Here is a 22,402-nt window from a genome sequence, read left to right as displayed (position 1 = left end):
TGCTTCGGTGATCGGTGGGTCATGCGACGCGTGTCGGCATGCGGGCGCGGGCGGCGCGCCGACGGGCGAAGTGGGTGAAGTGGGCGGCGGGATCGGTCGGGCGACTCGGTCGCATGGTGTCTCCTCCTGGGGTGATGGCGTCGTTCGGACGACGACTGGATGACGCCGATGGTGCGGGCCGCATGGGAAAACACCAATGCTGGTTGGGGACAATTGTTTTAGTATTTGGGCCAAATCGGCGCTTCGAGGGTTTCTCCGCATGAGCTTCTGGGATTTCACCCGGAGTCCGGCCAGCGCCCGGTTGCTGGTCGATTTCGGCGACGAACGCGGTGTGCCGCATGCCACGCTGCTGGCCGGCACGGGCCTCGCGAGCGCGCAGCTCGACGACCCGAAAGTCGAGGTGACGGCCGCGCAGGAACTGCGGCTGACCGGCAACCTGCTGCGTGCGCTCGGCCGGGCACAGGGCCTCGGGTTCGAGGTCGGCCGGCGTTACCACTTCTCCGCGTACGGCGTGTGGGGCTACGGGCTGATCGCGAGCGCGACCGGGCGCGATGCGCTCGCGCTCGCGATGCGTTTTTTGCCGCTCACGTATGCGTACACCGTCATCACGTACCGCGAGGCGGCTGACACTGGCGTGCTCAGCTTCGGCGCGCCGGAACTCGACGCCGACCTGAGCCGGTTCCTCGTCGAGCGCGACATGACGGCCGCGGCCGTGCTGCTGCACGAAATCGCCAGCGGCGATTTCGCGTTGTCGCGCTTCACGCTGCAGGCCGCGCGTTCGCCGGCGCTCGCGGCGCCGCGCATCGCCGGCATCGAGCCGACGTTCTCGGCGCGGGCGAACAGCCTCGCGTTCGACCGTGCGTTCCTCGACCGGCCGTTGCCGCATGCGAATCCGCTGACGGTGTCGATGTGCGAGCAGATGTGCGGGCAACTCGTCGAAGCACGGCGTGCGCGCGTGGGCACATCGGAGATGGTGCGCCAATACCTGAACGCGACGCCCGGCAGCGCGCCGTTCTCGCTCGACGACATGGCGCGCCTGATGAACACGAGCCCGCGCACGCTCAAGCGGCGATTGCAGGAGGAAGGCACGACGTTTCGCGCGCTGCTCGCGCAGACGCGCGGGGCGATGGCCGAGACGCTGCTCGGCGATGCGCGGCTGTCGCTCGCGGACGTGGCCGAGCGGCTCGGCTTCAGCGATCTGTCCAGTTTCTCGCAAGCGTTCAAGCGCTGGTACGGCGTGCCGCCGGGCGCGTATCGCAGCGCGGCGCGACGATCAGGCGACCCGCAATGAATCGCGGTACGATCGCTCGCTCGCTTGCCCGTCCTGCCTGTCGACATCACATTCACGAGAGACCCCGCATGATCACGATCCGCCCGATGACCGACGACGATTTCGCGCGTTTCTGGCCGACCTACCGCGCCATCGTCGCTGCTCAGGAAACCTATGCATTCGATCCCGAACCGACCCAGGAAGCGGCACGCGCACTGTGGCTCGACGCGCCGCTCTGTACGTGGATCGCGGAGGAGGACGGCGTGGTGCTCGGCTCGTACTTCCTGAAGGCGAACGCCGCCGGGCCCGGCAAGCACGTGAGCAACTGCGGCTACATGGTGAGCGAGGCCGCGCGCGGCCGCGGCGTCGCGCGCCTGATGTGCGAGCACTCGCAGCAGGTGGCGCGCGAGCGCGGTTTCCTCGCGATGCAGTTCAATTCGGTGGTCGCGACGAACGCAGTCGCGGTCGCGCTGTGGCAGAAGCTGGGATTCGAGATCGTCGGCCGGCTGCCGCGCGCATACCGTCACGCGCGGCTCGGCTTCGTCGACTGCTTCGTGATGTTCAAGTGGCTCGGCGACGCGGCGGCCGCCGAAGCCTGAGCAACGCGCCGCTGCGTCAGACGGCGAACGCGCCGTCGAACACGATCCGCTCGTCGAGCGCGAGCGTGCCGCGCGCGAAGATCAGGTCGAGATGGTGGCTGCCGTTTTCGCCGCCGCCGAGCCCGAGATGCAGGCCCGGATGGCGTTCCTCGAACCCCGCGTTGCGGCCGTACAGGCCGCGGATGCCGAGGTTCGTGCCGATGCCGAATTCCTCGATCCGCCGGTGATTCGCGTGCCGGTCGAGATAGGTCGTGAAATCGCGCCGGAAGCCCGCATCGTCGGTGTCGAAATCGACGATCGTGCTGTGCTCGACATGCAGCGTCGCGAGCCGCTCGGCCACCTTGTACTTGATCGCGAACGGCACGGTGCCGAGAAAGGTGCCGCTGAACACGACCGAGCCGTTGAGGTCGGTCACGTGCGTCGCGATCTCGCCGGGCACGACGTCGAGGTTGCCCATGCCGTCCACGCTCGTCCATTTCTGGTCCGGCGCAAGCGAGCCCGTCAGCGTGTTGCCGGCTTCGTCGATGAAGCGGATCTGCGACGCGCGTGCGGCCGCGTCGATCAGCCGGCCATTGCGCGCGGCGATGTCGTCGAGCGATTCGGCGAACGCCTCGTCGAGGTGCGGGCCGTAATCCTTGAATAAAACCGATTTGCTCCAGTGTTCGACGATCGCGGGGCGGATCGCGGCGAGGAATGGCGGCCCGCTCGGCGACGGCGTCGGCAGGCACGACGAGTCGTACAGCAGCACGAACAGGTCGGCGGCGTCGAGCGCGGCGGCGATGTCGGCGGGCGGGGTGCTTTCGAGGCAGAGGGTGGTCGCGTCGAGCGAATCGGGCAGGGCGGAAAAGGCGCGCAACGCGATGTCGCGGTTGCGGGTGTCATGGCCGACCAGCAGTTTTCCCGATTCGCCGCGGGCCAGCTTGTCGCGCAACGCGGGGTGAAAGCCGAGCGCGCGGTGCAGGTTCAGCATGCGTATCTCCGGAAGCGGCGGAAGGGCCGCGGCCCTTCCGCGAGAACGGGTGGCCCGCTCAGACCGGCCAGAGCGCGGTGCCGAACGGCACCACGGCGTCCTCGACCATCATGTCGACGGCCTCGGGGTGCGTGTCTTCCTGCATCCAGTCAAGCAATTCGATCTGCTGGGTTTCCTGCATGTCAATTCTCCTGTGGTGAACATGAGTGATTCAACATGAAAGCGCGGAAAAAACATGACCGCTCCTCGTTCGATATTTTGTGAATGCCGGACGAGTGGCGTCGATATTAGTCTGACGAATTTTCGAATGCAATGCGTTGCAGTGTTTTTAGCCGTGACGTGCTAAACACGAGGCATTCGCGATCCACATATTGGAAAAACAGGATAAAACGAGCGACAGATCGAGCATCATTTTTTATCGGAAGGAATCCGGATAGGCGAAATGAATTCGGTTATTTTTAATTTGAATTCAATTGCCCGGATTGCTGCGTTTTATGTCATTCACGAGAACCACAAGCGCGATCGCCTGGTGCTCGAACCGGTCCGCATGATTCCATGCGTCACGCAGTCAATCAGCATCCGCACGTCATCCAAGCAACGCCTTTCCGATCGTCTTGGTCGGTTCGGAGCGCAGCACCAGCGATGTCGTGACCGCGCCGAAGCGGGCAATCGCGTCGATGAGCGTTTCGAGCTGGCCCGGTGTCGGCACCAGCACCTTCAGCAGAAAGCAGTCCTCGCCGGTCATGCGGTGGACTTCGATGACATGCGGCATCTCGGCGAACGCGCGCAGCGCCGGCTTGATGTGCTCGTGAGTCGTTTTTAGTCGGATGATGGCCATCATGCCCAACCCGAGCGCCGCCGGATCGATGCGTGCGCCGTAGCCGGCGATGATGCCGCGTTCTTCCAGCCGCTTGACGCGCTCCGAGGTGGCGGGTTGCGACAGGCCGATGCGCCTGCCGACTTCCGATAGCGGCGTCCGCGCGTTCTCCTGCAGCGCTTCGAGGATCGCAAGATCCAGGCGATCCAGTGCTTCGTCCGGCATGACGGTCCTCCGGTACCGTTGATTCATCGGCATTTTGTCTCAATAACCGATGACTTGCCATTCCATGCCGACCGGCGCGTGGCCACACTCCGGGTTTCAGTTGATGGAGGGCGTGATGGATCAGGCGATCGTGATCGTGCCGGGTATCGGCAATTCGGGACCGGATCATTGGCAGAGTCATTGGGAGACGGCGTTTCCCGGCGCCGCGCGCATCGCGCCGGCTTCGTGGGAGGCGCCCGACCTCGCCGACTGGACGGCGGCGCTGGACACGGCTGTCGCGAACGCCGGGGCGCCCCCGCTCGTGATTTGTCATTCGCTGGGCTGTTTGTTGTTCGCGCATTGGCGTGCCGGGTCGGCGCGCGCGGTGCGCGGCGCGTTTCTCGTGGCCGTGCCCGATCCGGCAGGGCCGCGTTTTCCGGTTGCCGCCGCCGCGTTCGCGAACCTGCCGGGCGGTCGGTTCGGGCGCGTGCCGGTGCTGGCGATCGCGAGCGCGGACGATCCGTACGATCCGGCGGGGCGAGCGCTCGAATGGGCCACGGAACACGGCGCGACGCCGCTTCTGCTCGGCGCACGCGGCCATCTGAACGCGGCGTCCGGGTTGGGCGGATGGCCCGAAGGGCGCGCGCTGCTTGCGGCGTTTGCGGCCGGACTCGGGCGGTAGTGCGTGCCGGCGCCGGCCGGCATTCCGCGTTTTCCAGCCGTCGCGCGCGTCCCGCCGTGGAGCGGAACCTGGGCGCGACGGCCGGCGGGTGTTTGCCGCCGGCGCGCGCCGGTTTCACGGCTCCAGTATGATCGACCGACGGCGGCGAACGCCCCGGAATCGAACAACGAAGGAGACACCCCGATGCGTGCAGTGCCGCAACCGGAGCGTGCCGGCCGCTCGCGGCCGGACGCCGGCGCAACCGATCCCGGCCGCATGGCCGCGTGGCGGCTCGCGATCTGCCTGTCGCTGGGCAGCGCGATCGCGCTTGGCCTCGCCCGCTTTTCGTATGCGCTGCTGCTGCCGCCGATGAAGGCCGACCTCGGCTGGACGTTCGCGCAGGCCGGCGCGCTGAACACGGCGAACGCGGCCGGTTACCTGATCGGTGCGCTGGCCTTTCCGTTGCTGTCGCGGCGCTGGCGCGCGGGCACGCTGCTCGCGGCCGGCTGTGTGCTGACCGCCGTGCTGATGGCCGCGGGCGGGCTCACGTCGGACATGCACGTGCTGCTCGCGCAGCGGCTCGCAACGGGTGTCGGCAGCGCGCTGATCTTCATCAGTGGCGGCGTGCTGGCCGCGCGGCTCGCGTCCGCGTCGCCGCGCGACGCAGGGCTGCTGCTCGGCCTCTATTACGGCGGCACCGGATGGGGCATCGTCGCGTCGTCGCTGCTCGTGCCGGCGACGCTCGTGCACCGTGTACACGGCTGGCAGCCGGCATGGTTCGCACTCGCGACGGCGTGCGTGCTGTTCTCGGCGGTGGCCGTGTCGGCTGCGCGCCGCATCGAGCATGCGCATGCGGCACCGGCCAGGGAGGCCGACGGCGCGAAACCGGCCGCGACCGCGAGCCCGGCCCGCTTCGCACTCGCGCTGGCCGGCTACGGCCTGTTCGGCGTCGGCTATATCGGCTACATGACGTTCATCGTCGCGCTGCTGCGCGGCGCGGGGATGAGCGGCACGGTGGTCGCCGCGTTCTACGTGATGCTCGGCGTCGCGACCGTCGTGTCGGCGCGGTTGTGGTCGGGGCTGCTCGATCGGATGCGCGGCGGCCAGGCGCTCGCCGTGCTCAACGCGCTGCTCGGCGTCGCGACGCTGATGCCCGCGCTGTTCGTGCATCCGGCTGCCGCGTTCGCATCGGGCTTGCTGTTCGGCGCGACGTTCCTGTCGGCGGTGGCCTCCACGACCGCCTTCGTGCGGCACAACCTGCCGCCCGATGGTTGGGCGAAGGGCATCAGCGCATTCACGACGGTCTTCGCCTTCGGGCAGATCGCGGGGCCGGTCGCGATCGGCTGGGTGTCGGACAGCGCGGGGCTCGCGCGCGGGCTCGTGTATTCGGCGCTGACGCTGTTCGCGGGCGCGGCACTTGCGGTCGGGCAGCGTGCGCTGCGGGCGCCTGCGTAGTCCGCCCGAACGCGCACGCCGCGCCACATGCCGGCATCGTTACCGCACGCACGCGGTGCGCGACACGCGATGAAACGCGCGGCTGAAGTAGATCAGGCTGTCGCCGTCGTCGCGCACGCGAATCGACGTCGCCTCGATGAACATCACCGAATGCGAGCCGACTTCCTTCATCTCGGCGATCGTGCCTTGCAGGCTCGCGAGCGCATCGCGCAGCACCGGCACGTCCTGTTCGCCGCGATCCCACACGGGCAGTTCGAAGCGCTGTTCCATCGGCAGGTCGGTGAGTCCTGCGAAGTGTCGCGCGAGCAACTCGTGCTCGGCCGGCAGCACGTTGATGCAGACCTGGCGATTGCGCTCGAAGGTCGCATGCATCGCGCTCGACCGGTTCAGGCACACGAGCAGCGTCGGCGGCGCGTCGGTGACCGAGCACACGGCGCTCGCGGTGATCCCGCAGCGGCCGTGCGGCCCGGCGGTGGTGATCACGTTGACGGCCGCGCCGAGGTGGGCCATCGCCTGGCGGAAGGCCTTCTGCGCATCGGTCGGTTCGACGCGCGCCGGTCGCTGGATATCGGTCGTGGAAGACATGGGCGCTCCTGATTGGACGAAAGCGGCGAACCGCGCAGCGCTGCAAGGGCAGCGCCGGATCGCCGACGATGACCCAAGCGTACGTCGCGAAAATGCGGCCGACCATTCGCACGATTGGCGATCGGGATGGCGTTCCTGCCGACGCGTCTAAAGGTTCTACCTAGATGCGTGCCGCCGCGTGCGAAAAAAACCGCGGTTGCGCGTTCGTACGGCACGTGCAGGGGTTTGCAGCGGATTTTCGGCTCGTTATGATGTGCCGCACATCCCCAGCGAACGACGCGCGCGATACGCCAGCCACCGGCGTTGCGCGCGGCGCGTGCGACCCCGATACCGATATTCAGCGAGACACCCGCGATGACGTCACCCGCACCGATCGTATACATCGTCGACGACGACAGCGGCATGCGGACGTCGCTCGCGTGGCTGCTCGAATCGGTCGGCATCGCGTCCGAAGGGTTCGCGAACGCCGCCGACTTTCTCGCACGTTTCGACGTGAACCTGCCCGCGTGCCTCGTGCTCGACGTGCGGATGCCGGAGAAAAGCGGCTTCGACGTGCAGGCCGAACTGAATGCGCGCGGCGCGACGCTGCCGGTGATCTTCGTCAGCGGGCACGGCGACATTCCGATGTCGGTGCGCGCGCTGCAGAACGGCGCGATCGATTTCGTCGAGAAGCCGTACAACTCGCAGCAGATGCTCGAGCGCGTGCAGCGTGCGCTGCGGCTCGCGCAGCAGCGGCATGCGGTGAGCCAGCGCCACCGCGAGCTGCGCCAGCGGCTCGATGCGCTGACCGCGCGCGAGAAGGAAGTGCTGCGCGGCGTCGTGGACGGCAAGGGCAGCAAGCAGATCGCGTCCGATCTGTCGATCAGCGTGAAGACCGTCGACGTGCATCGCGCGAGCATCAAGGAGAAGCTCGGCGCGACGTCGATCGCCGCGCTGGTGCGCGACGTGATGGTCGTGTGGGGCGACGACGGAGAGTCGTCGCGCTAGCGGTCGGGGCTGCTTGCGGACGGGCTTGCGCAGGCACGCCACGGCACACGAAGCACGTGAAGCAGGCGAGGCACGCGCCACGCGTGCCCTATACGCCACACGTATTGCGCACGGCACCACACGCCCGATGCGTGCCGCCGTTCAACGCATGTATAGCCCGCCATTGATGTCCCAGCACGCACCGTTCGCGAAATGCGCGTCGCCCGACGCGAGCAGCACGGCCGCATCGGCGACGAAGCCGGCCGATCCGAGCTTGCCGCCCGGCAGGCTCGCGAGCACCTGACGCAGTTTTTCGGGCGCGACGCTTTCGTACACGATCGGCAGATCGAGCGGGCCCGGCGAGATCGCGTTGACGGTCACGCCCTGCGCGGCGAGATCGCGCGCGAACACCTTGGTCAGCGTCAGCGTGCCGCCTTTCGCGGCCGCGTAGTGCGCGCCCGTGGCCGAGCCGCCGTTCTGCCCGGCGAGCGACGCGATGTTGACGATGCGGCCCGCGCCGCGCTGCGCGAAGTACTGGCCGAACACCTGGCAGCCGAACAGCACGCTGCGCAGGTTTACGTCGATCACCTGGTCGAACTGCTCGGCCGTGATTTCCATCGCCGGCACCACCTTCGAGGCCCCCGCGTTGTTGACGAGCACGTCGATCGTGCCCCAGCGCGCGACGAGCGCATCGCGTGCCGCTTCGAAATCGCGTTTCGACGTGACGTCGAGCGGCAGCGCGAGCGCGCGTTCGCCGCTCGGGTCGAGGTCGCGCGCATGCGCGTGAATCGCGTCGGCGGCGATGTCGGCCAGCGCGACGCGATAGCCGGCCGCATGGAAGCGTTCGGCGATGACGGCGCCGAGCCCGCGCGCGGCGCCGGTGACGAGGACGACTCGATCTGACATGGTCTGGAATTCCGTGGTTCGCGGGCGCACGCCGGTGGCAGCGGCGCCCGCATCGTGGTTCATGCGGCGAGTGCCGCCTCGAAGTGTGCCGCGATCGCGCAGACCTGTTCGTCCGCGCCCTTGCGTCCGACGATCTGCAAGCCGGCCTTCAACGGCGAACCGGCGAGCGGCAACGGCAGGCTGAGCGCCGGATGACCGCTCAGGTTGAATGGCCGGATCAGCGACGACATCGCGATCACCGATACGCCGTCGCGTGCCTGCTGCAGCGTGATCGGCAACGCGGGCAGCGTCGGCAGCACCAGCACGTCCGCGTGTTCGAGCGCGGCATCGACCTGCGCGGTGAAGCGTGCGCGCACGGCTTCGGCTTCCTTCAATGCCGCAGGCGCGGTCGTTGCGGCCGCACGCAATCGCGCATCGAGGTCGGCGCCGAGCTTGCCGGTCGCGACCAGATGACCGAACGCGCGCGACGTTTCCGCGTTGATCACGGTGAGCCCCGCCGCGAACGCGGCCGGCATGGCGTCGAGCACGATCGTGTGCGAACGCAGCCCCGATGCGCGAACGGCCGCATCGAGTGCGGCGGCGATCGCCGGATCGGCTTCGACGGTGAGTTGCGCAACCGTGCAGCCTGCCGCGGAAGCCGTCGCCCGCGCACGGTCGAAGCCCGGTGCGATCGCGGCCATCACCGCGACGAGCGTGCGGATTTCGCGGGCGAACGGCCCGACGCAATCGAGCGTGGTATCGGTAGGCGCGACACCGCGGCGCGACACGCGGCCGAACGTCGGTTTCAGCCCGGCCACGCTGCAGCACGCGGCCGGCCCGCGAATCGAGCCGCCGGTATCGGTGCCGAGCGCCGCGTCGACGGTGCCGAGCCCGACGAGCGATGCGGAGCCGCTCGACGAGCCGCCGGGAATGCGCGTGGCATCCTGCGGATTGACGGGCGTGCCCGTGTAGTCGTTGATGCCGGTCATGCCGAACGCGAGTTCGTGCATGTTCGCCTTGCCGGCGATCTGCCAGCCGGCGTCGAGCAGCAGGCGGACCACGTCCGCGTGGTGTTCGGCGGGCGGCGCATCGGCGAGCGCGCGGCTCGCCGCGCGGGTTGGATGGCCCGCGATGTCGATCGTGTCCTTGATCGCGATCGTCGGGCCGGGGCCGCCGAGCGTGAAGGTGTCGATGAAGCCTGTCATGGTCGGTATCGTGCGAAAGCAGCGGAAAACGTCAGGGCCGTGACGCGGCGGCGAGCGGCCACGGGCCGTCGAGCACGCGTTCGGTGCGGAAATGGCGGATCAGCCACGCGGCGCCGTCGGCGGCCGGCGCGAAATCGATCGTGAGCCGCGCGGCGATCAGTTCGGCCGCGCCGTCCGCGTAGCGCGACGCCTGCAGCATGATCCAGCGGCCGCGCGCACTTGCAAGATCGGAGGCGACCTCGATCGACTCCGACGTCAGGAAATGCAGGTTCGCCGAGAAATGCGGATCGGGCGGCAGATAGCGGCCGAGCATCGCGACGATCGCGGCGGTGCCTTCGAGGCGGCCGAACTTCTTCGTGTACTGCGGGCCGATGCCTTCCCATACGGCGTCGGGCGTGAACAGTTCGGCGAGCGACGGGCCGTCGCCCGCATTTTCGGGTACGTCGCACAGCGCCATGTAGCGCGTGATCGTCGCGCGCACCGCGCGCTCGGCGTCGAGCGCCGCGACGCGCCGTGCGAGCGCGTCGATCGCGGCGGGTGACAGCTCGGTCATCGCGCGCCTCACGCCGCGGGCTTCGCGGCCGGCGGCACGGTCAGCGCGCGGCCCACGCGCGCCTCGATCTTGCCGTAGCGCCACAGGTTGTATTCGCCGACGGGCGTCGTGCGGTACAGGTTGCACACGGCGACCGTCGTGTCGAAATCGGCGACGTCGGCCATGATGTAGAAGGTCCACGGCGCGCCGTCGGCCTGGCCGACCACGAGGCGGTCGTCGTCCATCACGCCGAGCACGCGCACGCCGGGCATCGCCTCGACGGCCGCGAGCATCGCGCCGTACGCCTGCCACACTTCACCGATCTGCTCGCGCGGCAGGTCGAAGAAATTCTGCGACACGCCGCAGCAGAACAGCACGCGCAGCGGCAGCGGATTCGAATCGGACATATCGGGTTCTCCAGGGGAATCGGTCGGGTGCATGAACCGGCCGGCGATGCTCCGTCGGGTTCGGCTTCATGCGCGTTCGTCAAAAGCGTCGGTCGACGCGGGTTACAGATAACCGGGAAACGGCGTGACGCCGGTGAACACCGCGCCCGCGCCGTCGAAGTTGCCCTCGGCGAGGAACGCGTGCTGCGTGACGACCATCGCATCGCGCAGCAGCCGCTGCAGCGGATGCGACCGATAGATCGCCGCCGTGCCGCCGAGGCGATACGCGCGTTCGACGACGCTCGCGCCTTCGCGGGCGATCTGCGTGGCCGCGAGCCGCAGCAGGCTGACCTGATCGGGCGTGACCGGATTGCCGGCGAGGATCGATTGCCAGACCGTGTCGGTCGCGTCGTAGAAGAACGCGCGTGCCGAGCGCAGTTGCGCTTCGGCCTTCGCGAGCTCGATGCGGAAATACGCGCGATCGGCGAGGCGCGGCGCGCCGGTCGTCGTCTGGCGGCCGCCCGACATGCGGTTCACGACGTCGAGTGCCGCACGTGCGAGGCCGAGGTTGACGACGGCCAGCACCTGCGCCGCATACGCGACGGTCGGGTAGCGGTACAGCGGCTCGTCGACGGTCGGTTCGCCGCCGCGCACGAAGGTCCACGCCTCCGGCACGAAGCGGTCGTTCACGCGCAAATCGTGGCTGCCGGTGCCCTGCATGCCGACCACGCTCCAGTTCTCGACGATCTCGACGTCGGCGGCGCGGAACACGGCCGTGCGCGGCTTGTTCGGCGCGGCGTCCTGCGCGCCCGGCACGGCGATGCCGACGCCGAGCCAGTCGGCGCCCTTGCAGCCGCTCGCGAATTTCCACGTGCCGTTCACCCGCCAGCCGCCCGGCGCGTCCTGCGCGGGCTGCACCGGGAACAGGCCGCCCGCGAACACCTGGTCGGGGCCGCTCGCGTACAGCTCGGCCTGCGTGTCGAGCGGCAGCGCGGCGAGGTAGACGTTCGCGGAGCCGAAGCTCGCGACCCACGCGGCCGAGCCGTCGGCGGTCGCGATCCGTTCGATCATGTCGAGGAACGCGGTCGGCGCGAGCGCATCGCCGCCGAAGCGGCGCGGCGTGCCCGCGCGATAGATGCCGGCCTGCTTGAACAGCGCGATCACGTCGCGCGGCACGTGCGACAGCCGGTCGAATTCCTCGCGGCGCGCGGCGACGGTTTCGATCACCGCGTCGAGCGGCGACAACGGCGCGGCCGCGGGACGCGCCGCGGGCGGCGAGGTCGGCGCGGATTCGATGGCGAGAGCGGCTTGCGGCATGAAAGTCTCCTGGGGATGGGGGCGATTCCGGTGTCGGTTGCGGGGGGCAAGACGATGTAACCAGTCTAGAAACGCCGAAAACACGCAGCAATTGGTGCGTTGGGCCGCGCGACTGGTGACGCTCCGTGCCGGCCTAAAGAAATCTTCAGATGCGATCGGCGCGTGCCGGTGCTATGTTGGGTTTCCGGCCGCGCGATGCCGCGCGCCTTCCTCCGAATCCGATCATGAGTTTTCCCGACGAAGACGATTTCCACCGGCTGCTCGACGCGCTGACCACGTGCGTGCTGCTGCATGACGCGCACACCCGGGCGATCGTGTGGGCGAATCGCGCCGCGTGCATCGCGCTCGGCTTTTCCGTCGAGGAATTGCTGCCGCTGAAGGCGCCGGACATGACGCGTCCCGAGCCGAAGTACCAGCGCGAGATCGCGGTGAGCGCCTGGGATCGTGCGCGCGTCGACGGGCCGCAGGTGTACGAATGGTGCTATCGATCGCGCACGGGCGTCGACATGCTGTCCGAGGCCACCGCGACCTACGTGCCGCTGCGCGGGCGCGACGTCGTGATGGTGCAGTTCCGCGACATCAGCGCGGAAGAGGCGGTCCGCCAGCAGTTGCGCCGCTATGAGGCGCGGCTGCGCGAGTTCATGCAGGATCTCGACGAAGGCATCGCGGTCGTGACGCCGCGCGGCGGCGTGCAGTTCATCAGCGAGTCGGGCCGCCGCGTGCTCGGGCTCGCGCCCGACGAACCGCTCGGCGAGGTGCTCGACTACTGCTCCGCGGCCGATCGCGATCGGCTCATTGCGCAGTTGCGCGATGCGCCGTCCGCATGCCCGTCCGCGCCGCAGCGCTACCGGATCGTGCGGCGCGACGGCTCGGCATGCTGGCTGCGCATCCTGTGCCGGCAGGTCGAGATCGAAGGCGATCTCGACGGGCTGCTCGTGCAATTCCGCGACGTGAGCGACGAAGTCGCGATCGAGGAGGCCCGGCGTGCGGAGGCGCGGATGCTCGAATACGCGGGCCGCTACAACGCGATGGGCGAGATGGCGACCGTGATCGCGCACGAGTTGAGCCAGCCGCTCGCCGCGGTGCGCAATTTCATCGAAGGCGCGGTGCGGCGGCTGAACGGCAACGGCGCCGTCGACGACGCGATCTGGGGGCTGCGCAGCGCGGACCGGCAGGCCGAGCATGCGGCGCTGATCATCAAGAGCGTGCGCGAATTCATCGTGAAGCGCGAGCCGGTCGTCGCGCGCGCCGACCTGCGCGACATCCTCGCGGACGTCGCGTACTTCATCGAGCTGCGCGCGAAGGAGGCCGGCGTGACGGTCGCGATCGTGCAGGCCGACGCGCCGCTGCCGATCCGCTGCGAACGCGTGCTGATCGGGCAGGTGATCCTGAATCTCGCGTTCAATGCGATCGAGGCATTCGCCGGCTGCGAGCGCCTGCCGCGCACGCTGACGCTCGGCACCGCGAACGTGGCCGGCCATGCGGAGTTGCGTGCGCTCGACAATGGCCCGGGGATCGAGGCGGGCGCGCACGACCGGCTGTTCGACGGCTTTTCGTCGTCGAAGGCCGGCGGCAACGGGATCGGGTTGTCGCTGTGCAAGAGCATCGTCACGCGCCACGGCGGGCGGATCGCCGCGACGCCGGCCGCGGGCGGCGGGCTCGACTGCCGCGTGACGCTGCCGCTCGCCGACGGTTGAGCGCAACCGCGTCGGCGCGTCATGGCGGGGCAGCGACGCGCGGCGCATGGTCAGCGCCCCAGCGCCCGCGCGGTCTGGCCGCCGATGCCGAAATCCGTGTTCGGAATGTCCTTGATGATTACGCGCGTGGCTTGCAGCGGCGCGTCGAGCACGTTCGCGCCCGCGTCGGACAGCGCGGCGATCAGCGCGCGCTTCTGTTCATCGGTGCGGCCGGCGATCAGGATCGCGACGATCACCGGCAGCGACGGCGGCGCGCCGTCCGCGGCGCTGCGGCCGCCGAGGCCGATATGCGTCGCGGGCAGTTCGGTGAGCAGCACGCGCACCGAATCGATCGATGCGCCGATCGCGTCGACGGTCGCGTGGCTGAGCCGGGCGATCAGCTCGGCCTTGCGCGCGTCGTCGTGGCCGGCCGGCAGGAAAACTTCGAGTGTGGGCATGGTCGTCCGGAAAGGTGAAGGTGACCGGCTCACCTTTGCGCTGGCGATCGCGAGCCGGCAGCCGCTCACAGGTGAAGGTGGCTGGCTCACCATTGCGTTGGCGACGGTGAACCGGCCACGGCTTACAGCAGGAAGCCGATCGCGCTGAGCGCTTCGGTCGAGTCGATCAGGCGCACGACTTTTTCGGCAATGCGTATCTCGCCGTCGGCATCGACGTGCAGCTTGTGCGTGACGTCGGCCGCGAACAGCGTCGCGACGCCGCGCTTGTACGCGACCACGACCTGCGCCGATTTCAGCTCGACGGTATCGGCGCCGCTGCTCTCCAGCGTGAAACGCGACACGGTGCGCACCGTGCGTGCAGCGTCGGTGGCCGACGCCGAATAGCCGGACACCATCCGCTGCACGCGCTTCTCGCGCATGTCCTGGTCGTCGAACACGTAGTTCAGCGTCGCCGCGAAATCGGTCGTGTCCGGATCGATCGGCACCACGTAGTGGCCGGCCGGGGCCCACAGGTCGAGCCACGCGCGATAGTCGCGGCGGTCGAGCATCTCGGCTTCGCGCCACACGAATTCGACCGCGCGGGCGAAGGTCTGCTCGGAAAAGAGGGCGTTGCGGTCGTCCATCACTGTTGCTCCATCATCTTGCGCCATTGCTGGTAGGCCTCGCGCATGCCGGTTTCGTCGGTCGCATGCGCGGTCTTTTCGCCGTTCGCGGCGGTCGTCTCGCGGTTCAGCCCGCGATTCACGAGGATCGGCACGTCGGGGCCCGCGTGCGCGCCGCGCTGCACGCGCTCCCAGGCTTCCGCGTCGTCGGGGCTGCCGAAGCCGAACGGGCCCTGGAAGTGCTCGTGGATGCGCAGCCGCTCGCGGTTCGCTTCGTCGGGGCCGCCGTCCATCGCGAGCGCGACGTGGCGGATCTCGGTTTCGTTCGCGGAGATCGGCCGCAGCACGCGGAAGAACGCCATCGACAGCGCGAGGTTCGGGAACAGGTTCAGGTTGAAGCCGACGCCCATCAGCGAGCGCACGATGCGGCGCACTTCGTCCGGCGCATGGCGCTCGGCGAGCTTCGCCGCGAGCGGCGCGAAGCGTTCGGGCAGCGGTGCGCCGTCGTCCTCGTCGAGATCGATCAGCTCCGGCATCAGCACCGCAAGGCTGTGGCCGTTGCCGAGCCCGCGGCAGAACGCATGCTCGCTCGTCATGAAGCTCGTGATCGCGGCGGCCGTCTCGTCGTCGATCGACTTCATCCACGACTTGTGCACGACCGGGAAGTGGTAGAGGTCGGTGGTGTTCTCGAGCTGGATCTTCCAGTTGCCCTTGAACTTGAACTTGTGTTCGCCGTTCGCCTTGATCGGGTAGCCGGCGCCCTGTTTCATGAACAGGTCGATCCACGGCTTCGCGCCGCCGAGGAAATCTTCCAGCGGCTCGATCGCGTCGTTGAAGCTCGCGAAGATCAGCCCCTGGTACACGCCGACGCGCAGCTTCACGAGCGGCAGGTCGCCTTTGTCGCACACGCCTTCGTAGCCGTCGCCGTACGGCAGCGCGCGCAACGTGCCGTCGAGCGCATACGACCAGCTGTGATACGGGCACGTGAAGCCCTTCGCGTTGCCCTTGTGCGCTTCGCACACGGTCGCGCCGCGATGGCGGCAGCGGTTCTGCAGCACGTTGATCTCGCCGGTCTTGTCGCGCACGACGATCACCGGCTGGCGGCCGATCGTCGTCGTGACGAAGTCGCCCGGGTTCGGCAGTTCGCTGTCGTGCGCGACCCAGATCCAGGTGCGGTAGAAAATGCGGTCGAGCTCGGCTTCGAACAGCGCGGGGTCGTGATACATCGCGGGCGCGATGCGGTCGGGCTGCGCGAGGCCATGCAACGCGCGGGTGTCGATCGTCTGGTAGGCAATGTCGCTCATCGTCGTCGTGGGGAAAGAGTCGCGAAAATCGGGCCGCGCTGGGCGCAGCGTCCGGAGACCAGTCTCGTCTTCTGCTACATATTGGTCAAATTGATCTAAAATTGATGATCAAATAAATGCGGCAAATGATGGAGGTCACGATGACATCGGTCGATCATCTCGATCTGAACCTGTTGCGCGTATTCCAGGCGATCGTCGAGGAACGCAGCCTGACGAAGGCCGGCGAGCGGCTCGCGCTGTCGCAGCCGGCCGTGAGCTATTCGCTCGGCCGGCTGCGCACGCTGTTCGACGATCCGCTGTTCGTGCGGACGCGCTCGGGCATGCAGCCGACGCCCGTCGCGCTCGAACTCGCGGGCATCGTCGGCAAGGCGCTCGACATGGTGCGCGTGGCGCTGCGCTACGCGGAGCGCTTCGATCCGGCCACCAGCGCGCGCACGTTCCGGGTGTCGCTGTCGGATGCGGGCGAGATGGCGTACCTGCCGGCGATCTGCCAGGCGCTGCGCGAGCGTGCGCCGCGCGTGACGTTGAGCGTGCAGCCGCTGCCGGTGGAGGAGATCGAGGAAGCGCTGCGCGCGAGCCGGCTCGATTTCGCGATCGGCAACCTGCCGGAGCTGATGCCGCGCACGCGCCACCAGGTGCTGTTCGAGGAAACCTACGTGTGCATGACGGGGCGCCGGCGCGGGCTGCCGACGGCCGCTGTGCTGAGTCTCGAGCAGTTCGTGCGCGCCGCGCACGTCAACGTGAAATCGGTCGAGCACAGCCACCACGCGCTCGACGACGCGTTGCGCGCGCAGGGCGTGGGCCGCAACATCGCGCTCGAGGTGCCGCACTTCGTCGCGCTGCCGAGCGTGCTGTCGGTCACCGATCTGTATGCGACGCTGCCGAGGCGGCTCGCGCAGATCCTGAACCGCGACAACGCATTCCGCCTGTATGAACTGCCGGTCACGCTGCCGCCCGCGCCGGTGACGATGCACTGGCACGAGCACTTCCACGAGGACGAGGGCAACGCGTGGATGCGCGCGCTGCTCGCGGAGATCGTCGAGCGTTTCGACGAATGACGATCGGGCGGTGCGCGATGGCGCGCCGTGCGTGTCGCCGGCGATGGTCGGCATCGGCCTTCAGTGCGCCGGTGCATCGGTGCCTCGGTGCCTCGATCAAGCGCTAGATCGGCGCCGCAGCATGGCGGGGCGCTCGGCGCATCAGAGATCGAGCACGAGCACCGCCGAGCGCGCACGCGACACGCAGCAGCAGATCACCGTATTGCTCGCGCGCTCGGCCTTGCTCAGGCAGTGGTCGCGGTGATCGGGCTCGCCGTCGAGCACCGGCACCATGCAGGTGCCGCATACGCCTTCGCCGCATGACGTATCGACCTCGATGCCGATCTGCGCGAGTGCGTCGACGATCGACGTATCGGGGGCGACGCGCACCGACTGGCCGCTGCGTTGCAGGCGCACTTCGAAGCCTTCCGCCGGAGCGGCATGCGCGGCGGTGACGGTCTCGGACGGTTCCGCCGCGAAGCGTTCGAGATGAATCGCGTCTTCCGGGATGCGCCGGGCCGCGGCCGCGACGACGGCATCCATGAACGGCCCGGGACCGCACGTGTAGACATGCGCTGTCGGGTCGATCGACTCGACGCAGCGGCCCAGTTCGGCCGCGAGCGCATCGGGCTCGACGCCGTAATGGAACGTCACGTGCGATGCGAACGGTTCGACCGACAATGCGTCTACGAACGCGGCATGCGCGCGGCTGCGTGCGAAGTAATGCAACCGGTAGCGCGCGCCGCGCTTGTGCAGCGCATACGCCATCGACAGCAGCGGCGTGATGCCGATACCGGCCGCGACCAGCACGTGCTCGCTCGCGTCATCGGTCAGACGAAACAGGTTGCGCGGTGTGCCGATCGACAACTCGGCGCCGACGCTCACGTCGTCGTGCAGCGAACGCGAGCCGCCGCGCGACTGCGCTTCCTTCTTCACCGCGAACAGATAGCTGCCGCGCTCGTCGGGGTTGCCGCATAGCGAGTACTGCCGCGTGACGCCGGATGGCGCGGTGACGTCGATATGGGCGCCCGGTTCGTACGCGTCGAACGGCTGGCCGTCGACGCGCGAGACCCGGAAACAGCGGATGTCCTGCGCCGCGTCGATCAGCGCGTCGATCCGGACCTGGTGGCGGTTCGCTTGCATGGGAAATTCCGTGGGGTAGAGGAAAGCGGCGCGGCAGAGCCCCGCGCCGTCATGCGATCGAGAATAGGGACGCGCATCACATAAATCAAATCGATTAAAAAGCGATGCTGGAATAAGCGGGATGGATGATGGTGGCGTGCCGATTGTCGCCGGTCAGCGTGGCGGCGATCGCGCGGCCGGTGCGCCGACCACGCGATCGGTGAACCGCGCGACTTCAGCGCGCGGCAATGGCGTTGCCGCCGTCGACGGCCGCGTCAGCCGAAGCCGATGCCGCCGCATGACCGCGTTCGCGCTCGAGGCTGCGGCGATAGTGGCGGCAGCCGGCGGCGAGCAGCAGCGCGGCGAGCGTGGCCGCCGCGACGTTGACGATCGACATCGAATGGCCGACCGCGGCCGGCGCGCCGAACACGCGATCGGTGAACAGCGCGACGACGGTCGTGCCGATCCCGAGCGCGATCAGGTTCGACACGAGCAGGAACAGCGCGGAGATCTGCGCGCGCATCTGGTTCGGCGCGAGCGTCTGCATCGCGGCGGTCGACGTCGGCATCGGGAACGACGCGAAGAACATCGCGACGACCAGCATCGCGAGCGACGCCGGCAGGCTGTCGAGCTGCGTGAACAGCGTCGCGGGGATTACCATGCACGCGGCGCCGATCGCGCCGGCACGCATCGGTGCATCGCTACGGCCGCGCCGCAGCAGCCAGTCGTTGAGCCAGCCGCCGCAGAACACGCCGGCCGTGTTCGCGACCAGCAGCACGATGCCGAGCGTGTAGCCGGCTTCGACGGCCGTCATCCCGAAGCGGCGGATATAGAACGCGGGCGTCCAGCTCAGCAGGCAGTACAGCGCCATCGCGTAGAACGAGAAACCGAGGTAATGGCACGCGAAGGTCGCGCGGTGCGTGCCGACGAAGCGCAGCGAATCTCGCATCGACACGCGCCGCACGGCGCCCGAGCGGTCCTGCGCGAGCCCCTTGCGCTGCGGGTCGCGCACGGTCGCGGCGAACAGCAGCGCGACGAGGATGCCCGGCAGCCCCACGATCAGGAACGTGACCTGCCACGCATGCACCTGTCCGACCACCGGCAGCGTGAATGCGCTCGCATGCTTGAGCAGCGCGATCACGTAGCCGCCGATCAGGAACGCGATGCCGCCGCCGATGAACGAGCCGAGCGAATACACGGCGACCGCGCGCCCGAGCTTCTCCTTCGGGAAGTAGTCGGCGAGCATCGAATACGCGCCGGGCGACAGCGCGGCCTCGCCGACGCCGACCCCCATCCGCGCGACGAACATGTGCACGAAGTGCTGGCTCATCCCGCACGCGGCGGTCGCGACGCTCCACAGCGCGATGCCGAGCGAGATGATGCGCGGGCGCGCATAGCGGTCGGCGAGATACGCGACGGGCAGCCCCATCACCGCGTAGAACAGCGAAAACGCGAAGCCGTTGAGCAGGCTGAACTGCGTGTCGGACAGATGCAGGTCGCGCTTGATCGGTTCGATCATCAGCACGAGGACTTGCCGGTCGACGAACGAGAAGATGTACGCGAGCATGCAGATGACGACGACATACCATTCGTACGTATAGCGCTTGCCGTCGGCAGCGCGGGCCGTGGATGCGGACATGCGGGTTCTCCAGGAGCGGGCGGTGGAAAAGCGCGGCATCGGCCTGGCGGGCCGGGCGCCGTCGCGGCGCGAAAGCGTGCGGATGACACGATCGGAAACGCAGCGTAGTCGGCCAAATTCGGCGGCCATAGCCGGAGTGACAGCCGCGCCACACGGACATTTACCGACCCGGATAAAGAAAACACCGAGACCGTGCGCGCGGGCCGCCGCGCAGCGCGCGTGCGGCGGGGCCCGCATGCCTCATGCGGCACATCTATAAGCGTTATAGAGCGCATTGCGTCGACGTCCGAAATTGTCGTTCCTAGACTCGGCCCGGTTTTGATCGGCAGCGTTCGCCTCTGGAAGCGAACGCGCTTCACATCAAGCGGCGCGATGCCGACAGGCGCCGCAACTTCTACGGGACGACGCAGATGAACCATCCGAACGGGCGAGCCCTCCGGCTTGCCGTACCGCTTGCCGCGCTGTTGGCGTGCATGACGCTGCCGGCCGCCGCGCAATCGAGCGTGACGCTCTACGGCCGCATCGACACCGCGATCGAATACGCGAACGCCGGGCCGAACCACGTGACGCGCATGGGCAGCGGCAACCTGTGGGCGTCGCAATGGGGGCTGAAGGGCGTCGAGGATCTCGGCGGCGGCTATGCGACGATCTTCAAGCTCGAGGACGGTTTCAACGCGGCGAGCGGCGCGCTGTCGAACAGCAGCGCGCTGTTCGGCCGCGAAGCGTGGGTCGGCATCACGGGGCCGTTCGGCGGCGTGCAGTTCGGCGAGCTCTACACGATCCTGCATACGACGCTCGTCACGTACAGCCTGCCCGGGCTCGGCGCGGGGCTCGCCTGGGGCAATGCGACCAACAACTTCGTCGGGCCCGCGTTCCTGCGCGTACGCAACTCGATGCGCTACACGTCGCCGCGCTACGCGGGCTTCCTGCTGCGCGCGATGGCCGCGCGCGGCACCAACGGCGCGGCCGGGCAGCCGGCGACGCTCGGCGATACGTACGGCGCCGGCCTCAACTACGTGCGTGGAGGGCTGTCGGTCGACGTCGACTACATGCAGCAGAAGTTCAGTCCGGTTGCGGCGCCCACGCTCGGCGCCACGAGCGCGGCCGCGAACGGCAACTACACGCTCGGCGCGATTTCGTACGACTTCAACGTCGTGAAGGTGGCCGCGCTGTACCTGCGCCATCGCGGCGGCCCCGATGTCGCGACCGCGATCGACAGCCAGAGCGCGTATCCGCACAGCGACATCATGGAGCTCAGCGCGACGGTGCCGATCGGGCGTGCGTCGCTGCTGCTGAGCGTCGGCCATTACCGGAAGGTGGCCGACAGCGACGGCAATGCCGATTCGTACGGCATTCGTTTCGACTATCCGCTGTCGAAGCGCACGGTGCTGTACACGGGCGCCGCGATGGTACGCAACGGCGCGCATGCCCGCTTCGTCGTCAACGGCGCGGCCGGCGGCGGCGTCGCCGTGGCCAAGCCGGGCGCGACCGCGAGTTCGCTCGTCGCGGGCATCCTCACGTCGTTCTGAGCGTCTCGGCGGGCCCGTGCTCGTGTCCGCTCGCGCCGCTACGCGCAGGCGGGCGGCTGCGGCGCGAGCCATGCGTCGAACGGCGCCTGCTCGCCGATATTGAACAGTTCGAGCAGCAGCGCGCGCAGCCAGCAATGACCCGGGTCCGCATCGAAGCGGCGGTGCCAGTACGCGTTGACGGCCCATTCGCCGGCGCCGGCGATCTCGTACAGCACGCACGGCTGGCGTGCCGCGAACGTGATCGCGATCGTCTCCGGCAGGATCAGCGCGTAGTCGCCGTCCTGCAGCAACGCCGGCACCACCAGAAAATCCGGCAGCGCCGCGCGCACTCGCGGCATCAGTTCGTGTCGTTCGAGCAGTTGCATCGACTGCGGATGCGACGTGACGGCGACGAAGCGCAGCGTGTCGGGCGCCGCGCCGTCGAGCACGAAATCGTCGGGCAGCCCGACGCGCTGCGCGGTGCGGCGCGGCATCAGCAGCACGCAGCGCTCGTGCAGCAGCGCGGTGCGCTGGAAGTGGCTCGACGCATCGGCGAAATGCCCGAGCGCGAAGTCGATGCGCCCCGATTCGAGCGCGACGTTGAGCTGGCATTCGTCGACGTGCAGCGTCTCGATCACGGCGCCCGGCGCGCGCCGGTCGAACGCGGCGAGCAGCGTCGGCAGGAACGCGCTCGCCGCGAAATCGCTCATGTGCAGGCGGAACACGCGCTGCGTGCTGTCGGGCGCGAAGCGCGAGCCTTCGTCGAGCACGTCCTGCAGGATCGCGAGTGCCTTGTCGACCGAGATCGCGAGCCGCTGCGCGCGCGGCGTCGGCTCGACGCCGGTGCCGGTGCGCACGAACAGCGCGTCGCGGAACATCAGCCGCAGCCGGCCGAGCGCGTAGCTGACGGACGGCTGCGTGACGCCGAGCCGCAGCGCCGCGCGGCCGACGTGCCGGGCTTCATACACCGCGCGAAACGTCTTCAACAGGTTGAGATCGAGATCCTGCACGCGCAGGCCGTCGGACGCGTCGCCGTCGTGCGGCACGGGTTCGGGGCGGGTTGGTGCCGCGGGGCGGCCGGGAGCGGAGAGCGTCATCGTGTCTGCCTCGCAGTGACGGAAGGCGCGTGGCCGTAACGCCGTGCATACGCCTTCGCGAAATGGCCGAAGCCATGGATGCCGTGCGCGATCAATACGTCGGTCAC

At 68.6% G+C, this 22,402-nt stretch carries 23 protein-coding genes and 1 pseudogene; 8 read left to right on the top strand and 16 right to left on the bottom strand.

The window, feature by feature from the left end:
• Positions 1-259 precede the first annotated feature (259 nt).
• A complete protein-coding gene (locus JMF86_RS24580; RefSeq protein WP_041489637.1) occupies positions 260-1,291 on the top strand; it encodes an AraC family transcriptional regulator in 1,032 nt (343 codons plus the stop codon).
• A gap of 68 nt (positions 1,292-1,359) precedes the next feature.
• Entirely contained in the window at positions 1,360-1,869 is a 510-nt protein-coding gene (locus JMF86_RS24575) for a GNAT family N-acetyltransferase (RefSeq protein ID WP_041489638.1), read from the top strand.
• 16 nt (positions 1,870-1,885) lie between these two features.
• Here JMF86_RS24575 and JMF86_RS24570 read toward each other — a convergent pair whose 3' ends face one another.
• The 3 genes from JMF86_RS24570 to JMF86_RS24565 all read right to left on the bottom strand — a co-directional run bounded on the left by JMF86_RS24570 (position 1,886) and on the right by JMF86_RS24565 (position 3,881).
• Positions 1,886-2,839 (bottom strand): hypothetical protein, encoded by a 954-nt coding sequence (locus JMF86_RS24570; protein WP_011694639.1) that lies wholly within the window; start codon positions 2,837-2,839, stop codon positions 1,886-1,888.
• A 58-nt stretch (positions 2,840-2,897) separates the two neighbouring features.
• Complete coding sequence (locus JMF86_RS35325; protein WP_006479692.1) at positions 2,898-3,020, bottom strand: hypothetical protein; 123 nt, start codon at positions 3,018-3,020, stop codon at positions 2,898-2,900.
• Between the two features lie 405 nt (positions 3,021-3,425).
• The gene (locus JMF86_RS24565; protein WP_011694640.1) at positions 3,426-3,881 is read right to left on the bottom strand and encodes an Lrp/AsnC family transcriptional regulator; all 456 of its coding nucleotides are present in this window, start codon (positions 3,879-3,881) and stop codon (positions 3,426-3,428) included.
• 115 nt (positions 3,882-3,996) lie between these two features.
• Here JMF86_RS24565 and JMF86_RS24560 point away from each other — a divergent pair, with 115 nt between their 5' ends.
• Both JMF86_RS24560 and JMF86_RS24555 read left to right on the top strand, forming a co-directional pair.
• Entirely contained in the window at positions 3,997-4,542 is a 546-nt protein-coding gene (locus JMF86_RS24560; protein ID WP_041489664.1) for an alpha/beta hydrolase, read from the top strand.
• A 183-nt stretch (positions 4,543-4,725) separates the two neighbouring features.
• Positions 4,726-5,976 (top strand): YbfB/YjiJ family MFS transporter, encoded by a 1,251-nt coding sequence (locus JMF86_RS24555; RefSeq protein WP_011694642.1) that lies wholly within the window; start codon positions 4,726-4,728, stop codon positions 5,974-5,976.
• 39 nt (positions 5,977-6,015) lie between these two features.
• On the opposite strand, the gene hpaC is transcribed toward JMF86_RS24555, so the two are convergent.
• The gene (gene hpaC, locus JMF86_RS24550) at positions 6,016-6,561 is read right to left on the bottom strand and encodes a 4-hydroxyphenylacetate 3-monooxygenase, reductase component (protein ID WP_006479688.1); all 546 of its coding nucleotides are present in this window, start codon (positions 6,559-6,561) and stop codon (positions 6,016-6,018) included.
• A gap of 354 nt (positions 6,562-6,915) precedes the next feature.
• Here hpaC and JMF86_RS24545 point away from each other — a divergent pair, with 354 nt between their 5' ends.
• Complete coding sequence (locus JMF86_RS24545) at positions 6,916-7,548, top strand: response regulator transcription factor (RefSeq protein WP_006479687.1); 633 nt, start codon at positions 6,916-6,918, stop codon at positions 7,546-7,548.
• Positions 7,549-7,689: 141 nt separating this feature from the next.
• Here JMF86_RS24545 and JMF86_RS24540 read toward each other — a convergent pair whose 3' ends face one another.
• From JMF86_RS24540 to JMF86_RS24520, 5 genes are all read right to left on the bottom strand, one after another.
• Positions 7,690-8,433: an SDR family NAD(P)-dependent oxidoreductase gene (locus JMF86_RS24540; RefSeq protein ID WP_027812267.1), complete on the bottom strand. Its 744-nt coding sequence runs from the start codon at positions 8,431-8,433 to the stop codon at positions 7,690-7,692.
• 59 nt (positions 8,434-8,492) lie between these two features.
• Entirely contained in the window at positions 8,493-9,617 is a 1,125-nt protein-coding gene (locus tag JMF86_RS24535; protein ID WP_011694644.1) for an amidase, read from the bottom strand.
• Between the two features lie 31 nt (positions 9,618-9,648).
• Positions 9,649-10,170 carry a nuclear transport factor 2 family protein gene (locus tag JMF86_RS24530; protein WP_011694645.1) on the bottom strand — a complete coding sequence of 174 codons (522 nt, stop codon included), beginning with the start codon at positions 10,168-10,170 and terminating at the stop codon, positions 9,649-9,651.
• Between the two features lie 8 nt (positions 10,171-10,178).
• Entirely contained in the window at positions 10,179-10,556 is a 378-nt protein-coding gene (locus JMF86_RS24525; RefSeq protein ID WP_006490490.1) for a hypothetical protein, read from the bottom strand.
• 102 nt (positions 10,557-10,658) lie between these two features.
• Positions 10,659-11,852, bottom strand: a complete 1,194-nt coding sequence (locus tag JMF86_RS24520; protein WP_011694646.1) for an acyl-CoA dehydrogenase family protein — start codon at positions 11,850-11,852, stop codon at positions 10,659-10,661.
• Between the two features lie 149 nt (positions 11,853-12,001).
• On the opposite strand from JMF86_RS24520, the gene JMF86_RS24515 reads away from it, so the two are divergent.
• Positions 12,002-13,549 carry an ATP-binding protein gene (locus JMF86_RS24515; protein WP_011694647.1) on the top strand — a complete coding sequence of 516 codons (1,548 nt, stop codon included), beginning with the start codon at positions 12,002-12,004 and terminating at the stop codon, positions 13,547-13,549.
• A gap of 50 nt (positions 13,550-13,599) precedes the next feature.
• Here the strand turns inward: JMF86_RS24515 and JMF86_RS24510 are convergent, their stop codons facing one another.
• The 3 genes from JMF86_RS24510 to JMF86_RS24500 all read right to left on the bottom strand — a co-directional run bounded on the left by JMF86_RS24510 (position 13,600) and on the right by JMF86_RS24500 (position 15,892).
• Positions 13,600-13,986: a 2-hydroxymuconate tautomerase family protein gene (locus JMF86_RS24510; RefSeq protein WP_011694648.1), complete on the bottom strand. Its 387-nt coding sequence runs from the start codon at positions 13,984-13,986 to the stop codon at positions 13,600-13,602.
• Positions 13,987-14,108: 122 nt separating this feature from the next.
• Positions 14,109-14,612, bottom strand: a complete 504-nt coding sequence (locus JMF86_RS24505; RefSeq protein WP_041489639.1) for an aromatic-ring-hydroxylating dioxygenase subunit beta — start codon at positions 14,610-14,612, stop codon at positions 14,109-14,111.
• Positions 14,609-15,892, bottom strand: a complete 1,284-nt coding sequence (locus JMF86_RS24500; RefSeq protein ID WP_011694650.1) for a Rieske 2Fe-2S domain-containing protein — start codon at positions 15,890-15,892, stop codon at positions 14,609-14,611. Before JMF86_RS24500 ends, JMF86_RS24505 begins: the two co-directional genes overlap by 4 nt.
• Positions 15,893-16,032: 140 nt before the next feature.
• On the opposite strand from JMF86_RS24500, the gene JMF86_RS24495 reads away from it, so the two are divergent.
• The gene (locus JMF86_RS24495) at positions 16,033-16,950 is read left to right on the top strand and encodes a LysR family transcriptional regulator (protein WP_011694651.1); all 918 of its coding nucleotides are present in this window, start codon (positions 16,033-16,035) and stop codon (positions 16,948-16,950) included.
• A gap of 141 nt (positions 16,951-17,091) precedes the next feature.
• Here JMF86_RS24495 and JMF86_RS24490 read toward each other — a convergent pair whose 3' ends face one another.
• Entirely contained in the window at positions 17,092-18,072 is a 981-nt protein-coding gene (locus JMF86_RS24490; protein WP_011694652.1) for a PDR/VanB family oxidoreductase, read from the bottom strand.
• A 214-nt stretch (positions 18,073-18,286) separates the two neighbouring features.
• A complete protein-coding gene (locus JMF86_RS24485) occupies positions 18,287-19,690 on the bottom strand; it encodes an MFS transporter (protein ID WP_011694653.1) in 1,404 nt (467 codons plus the stop codon).
• A gap of 410 nt (positions 19,691-20,100) precedes the next feature.
• Here JMF86_RS24485 and JMF86_RS24480 point away from each other — a divergent pair, with 410 nt between their 5' ends.
• Complete coding sequence (locus JMF86_RS24480; RefSeq protein WP_011694654.1) at positions 20,101-21,219, top strand: porin; 1,119 nt, start codon at positions 20,101-20,103, stop codon at positions 21,217-21,219.
• A gap of 38 nt (positions 21,220-21,257) precedes the next feature.
• Here JMF86_RS24480 and JMF86_RS24475 read toward each other — a convergent pair whose 3' ends face one another.
• Both JMF86_RS24475 and JMF86_RS24470 read right to left on the bottom strand, forming a co-directional pair.
• Positions 21,258-22,295, bottom strand: a complete 1,038-nt coding sequence (locus JMF86_RS24475; protein WP_011694655.1) for a LysR family transcriptional regulator — start codon at positions 22,293-22,295, stop codon at positions 21,258-21,260.
• Positions 22,292-22,402 (bottom strand): annotated as a pseudogene (locus JMF86_RS24470) (AraC family transcriptional regulator); the annotation flags it as partial. The pseudogene JMF86_RS24470 and the gene JMF86_RS24475, both read right to left, overlap by 4 nt.

The organism is Burkholderia sp. E168m15, assembly GCF_016586105.1.
GTDB lineage: Bacteria > Pseudomonadota > Gammaproteobacteria > Burkholderiales > Burkholderiaceae > Burkholderia > Burkholderia orbicola.
The sequence above is the reverse complement of the archived record's forward strand: the minus strand, read 5'-3'. Positions and strand labels throughout refer to the sequence as shown.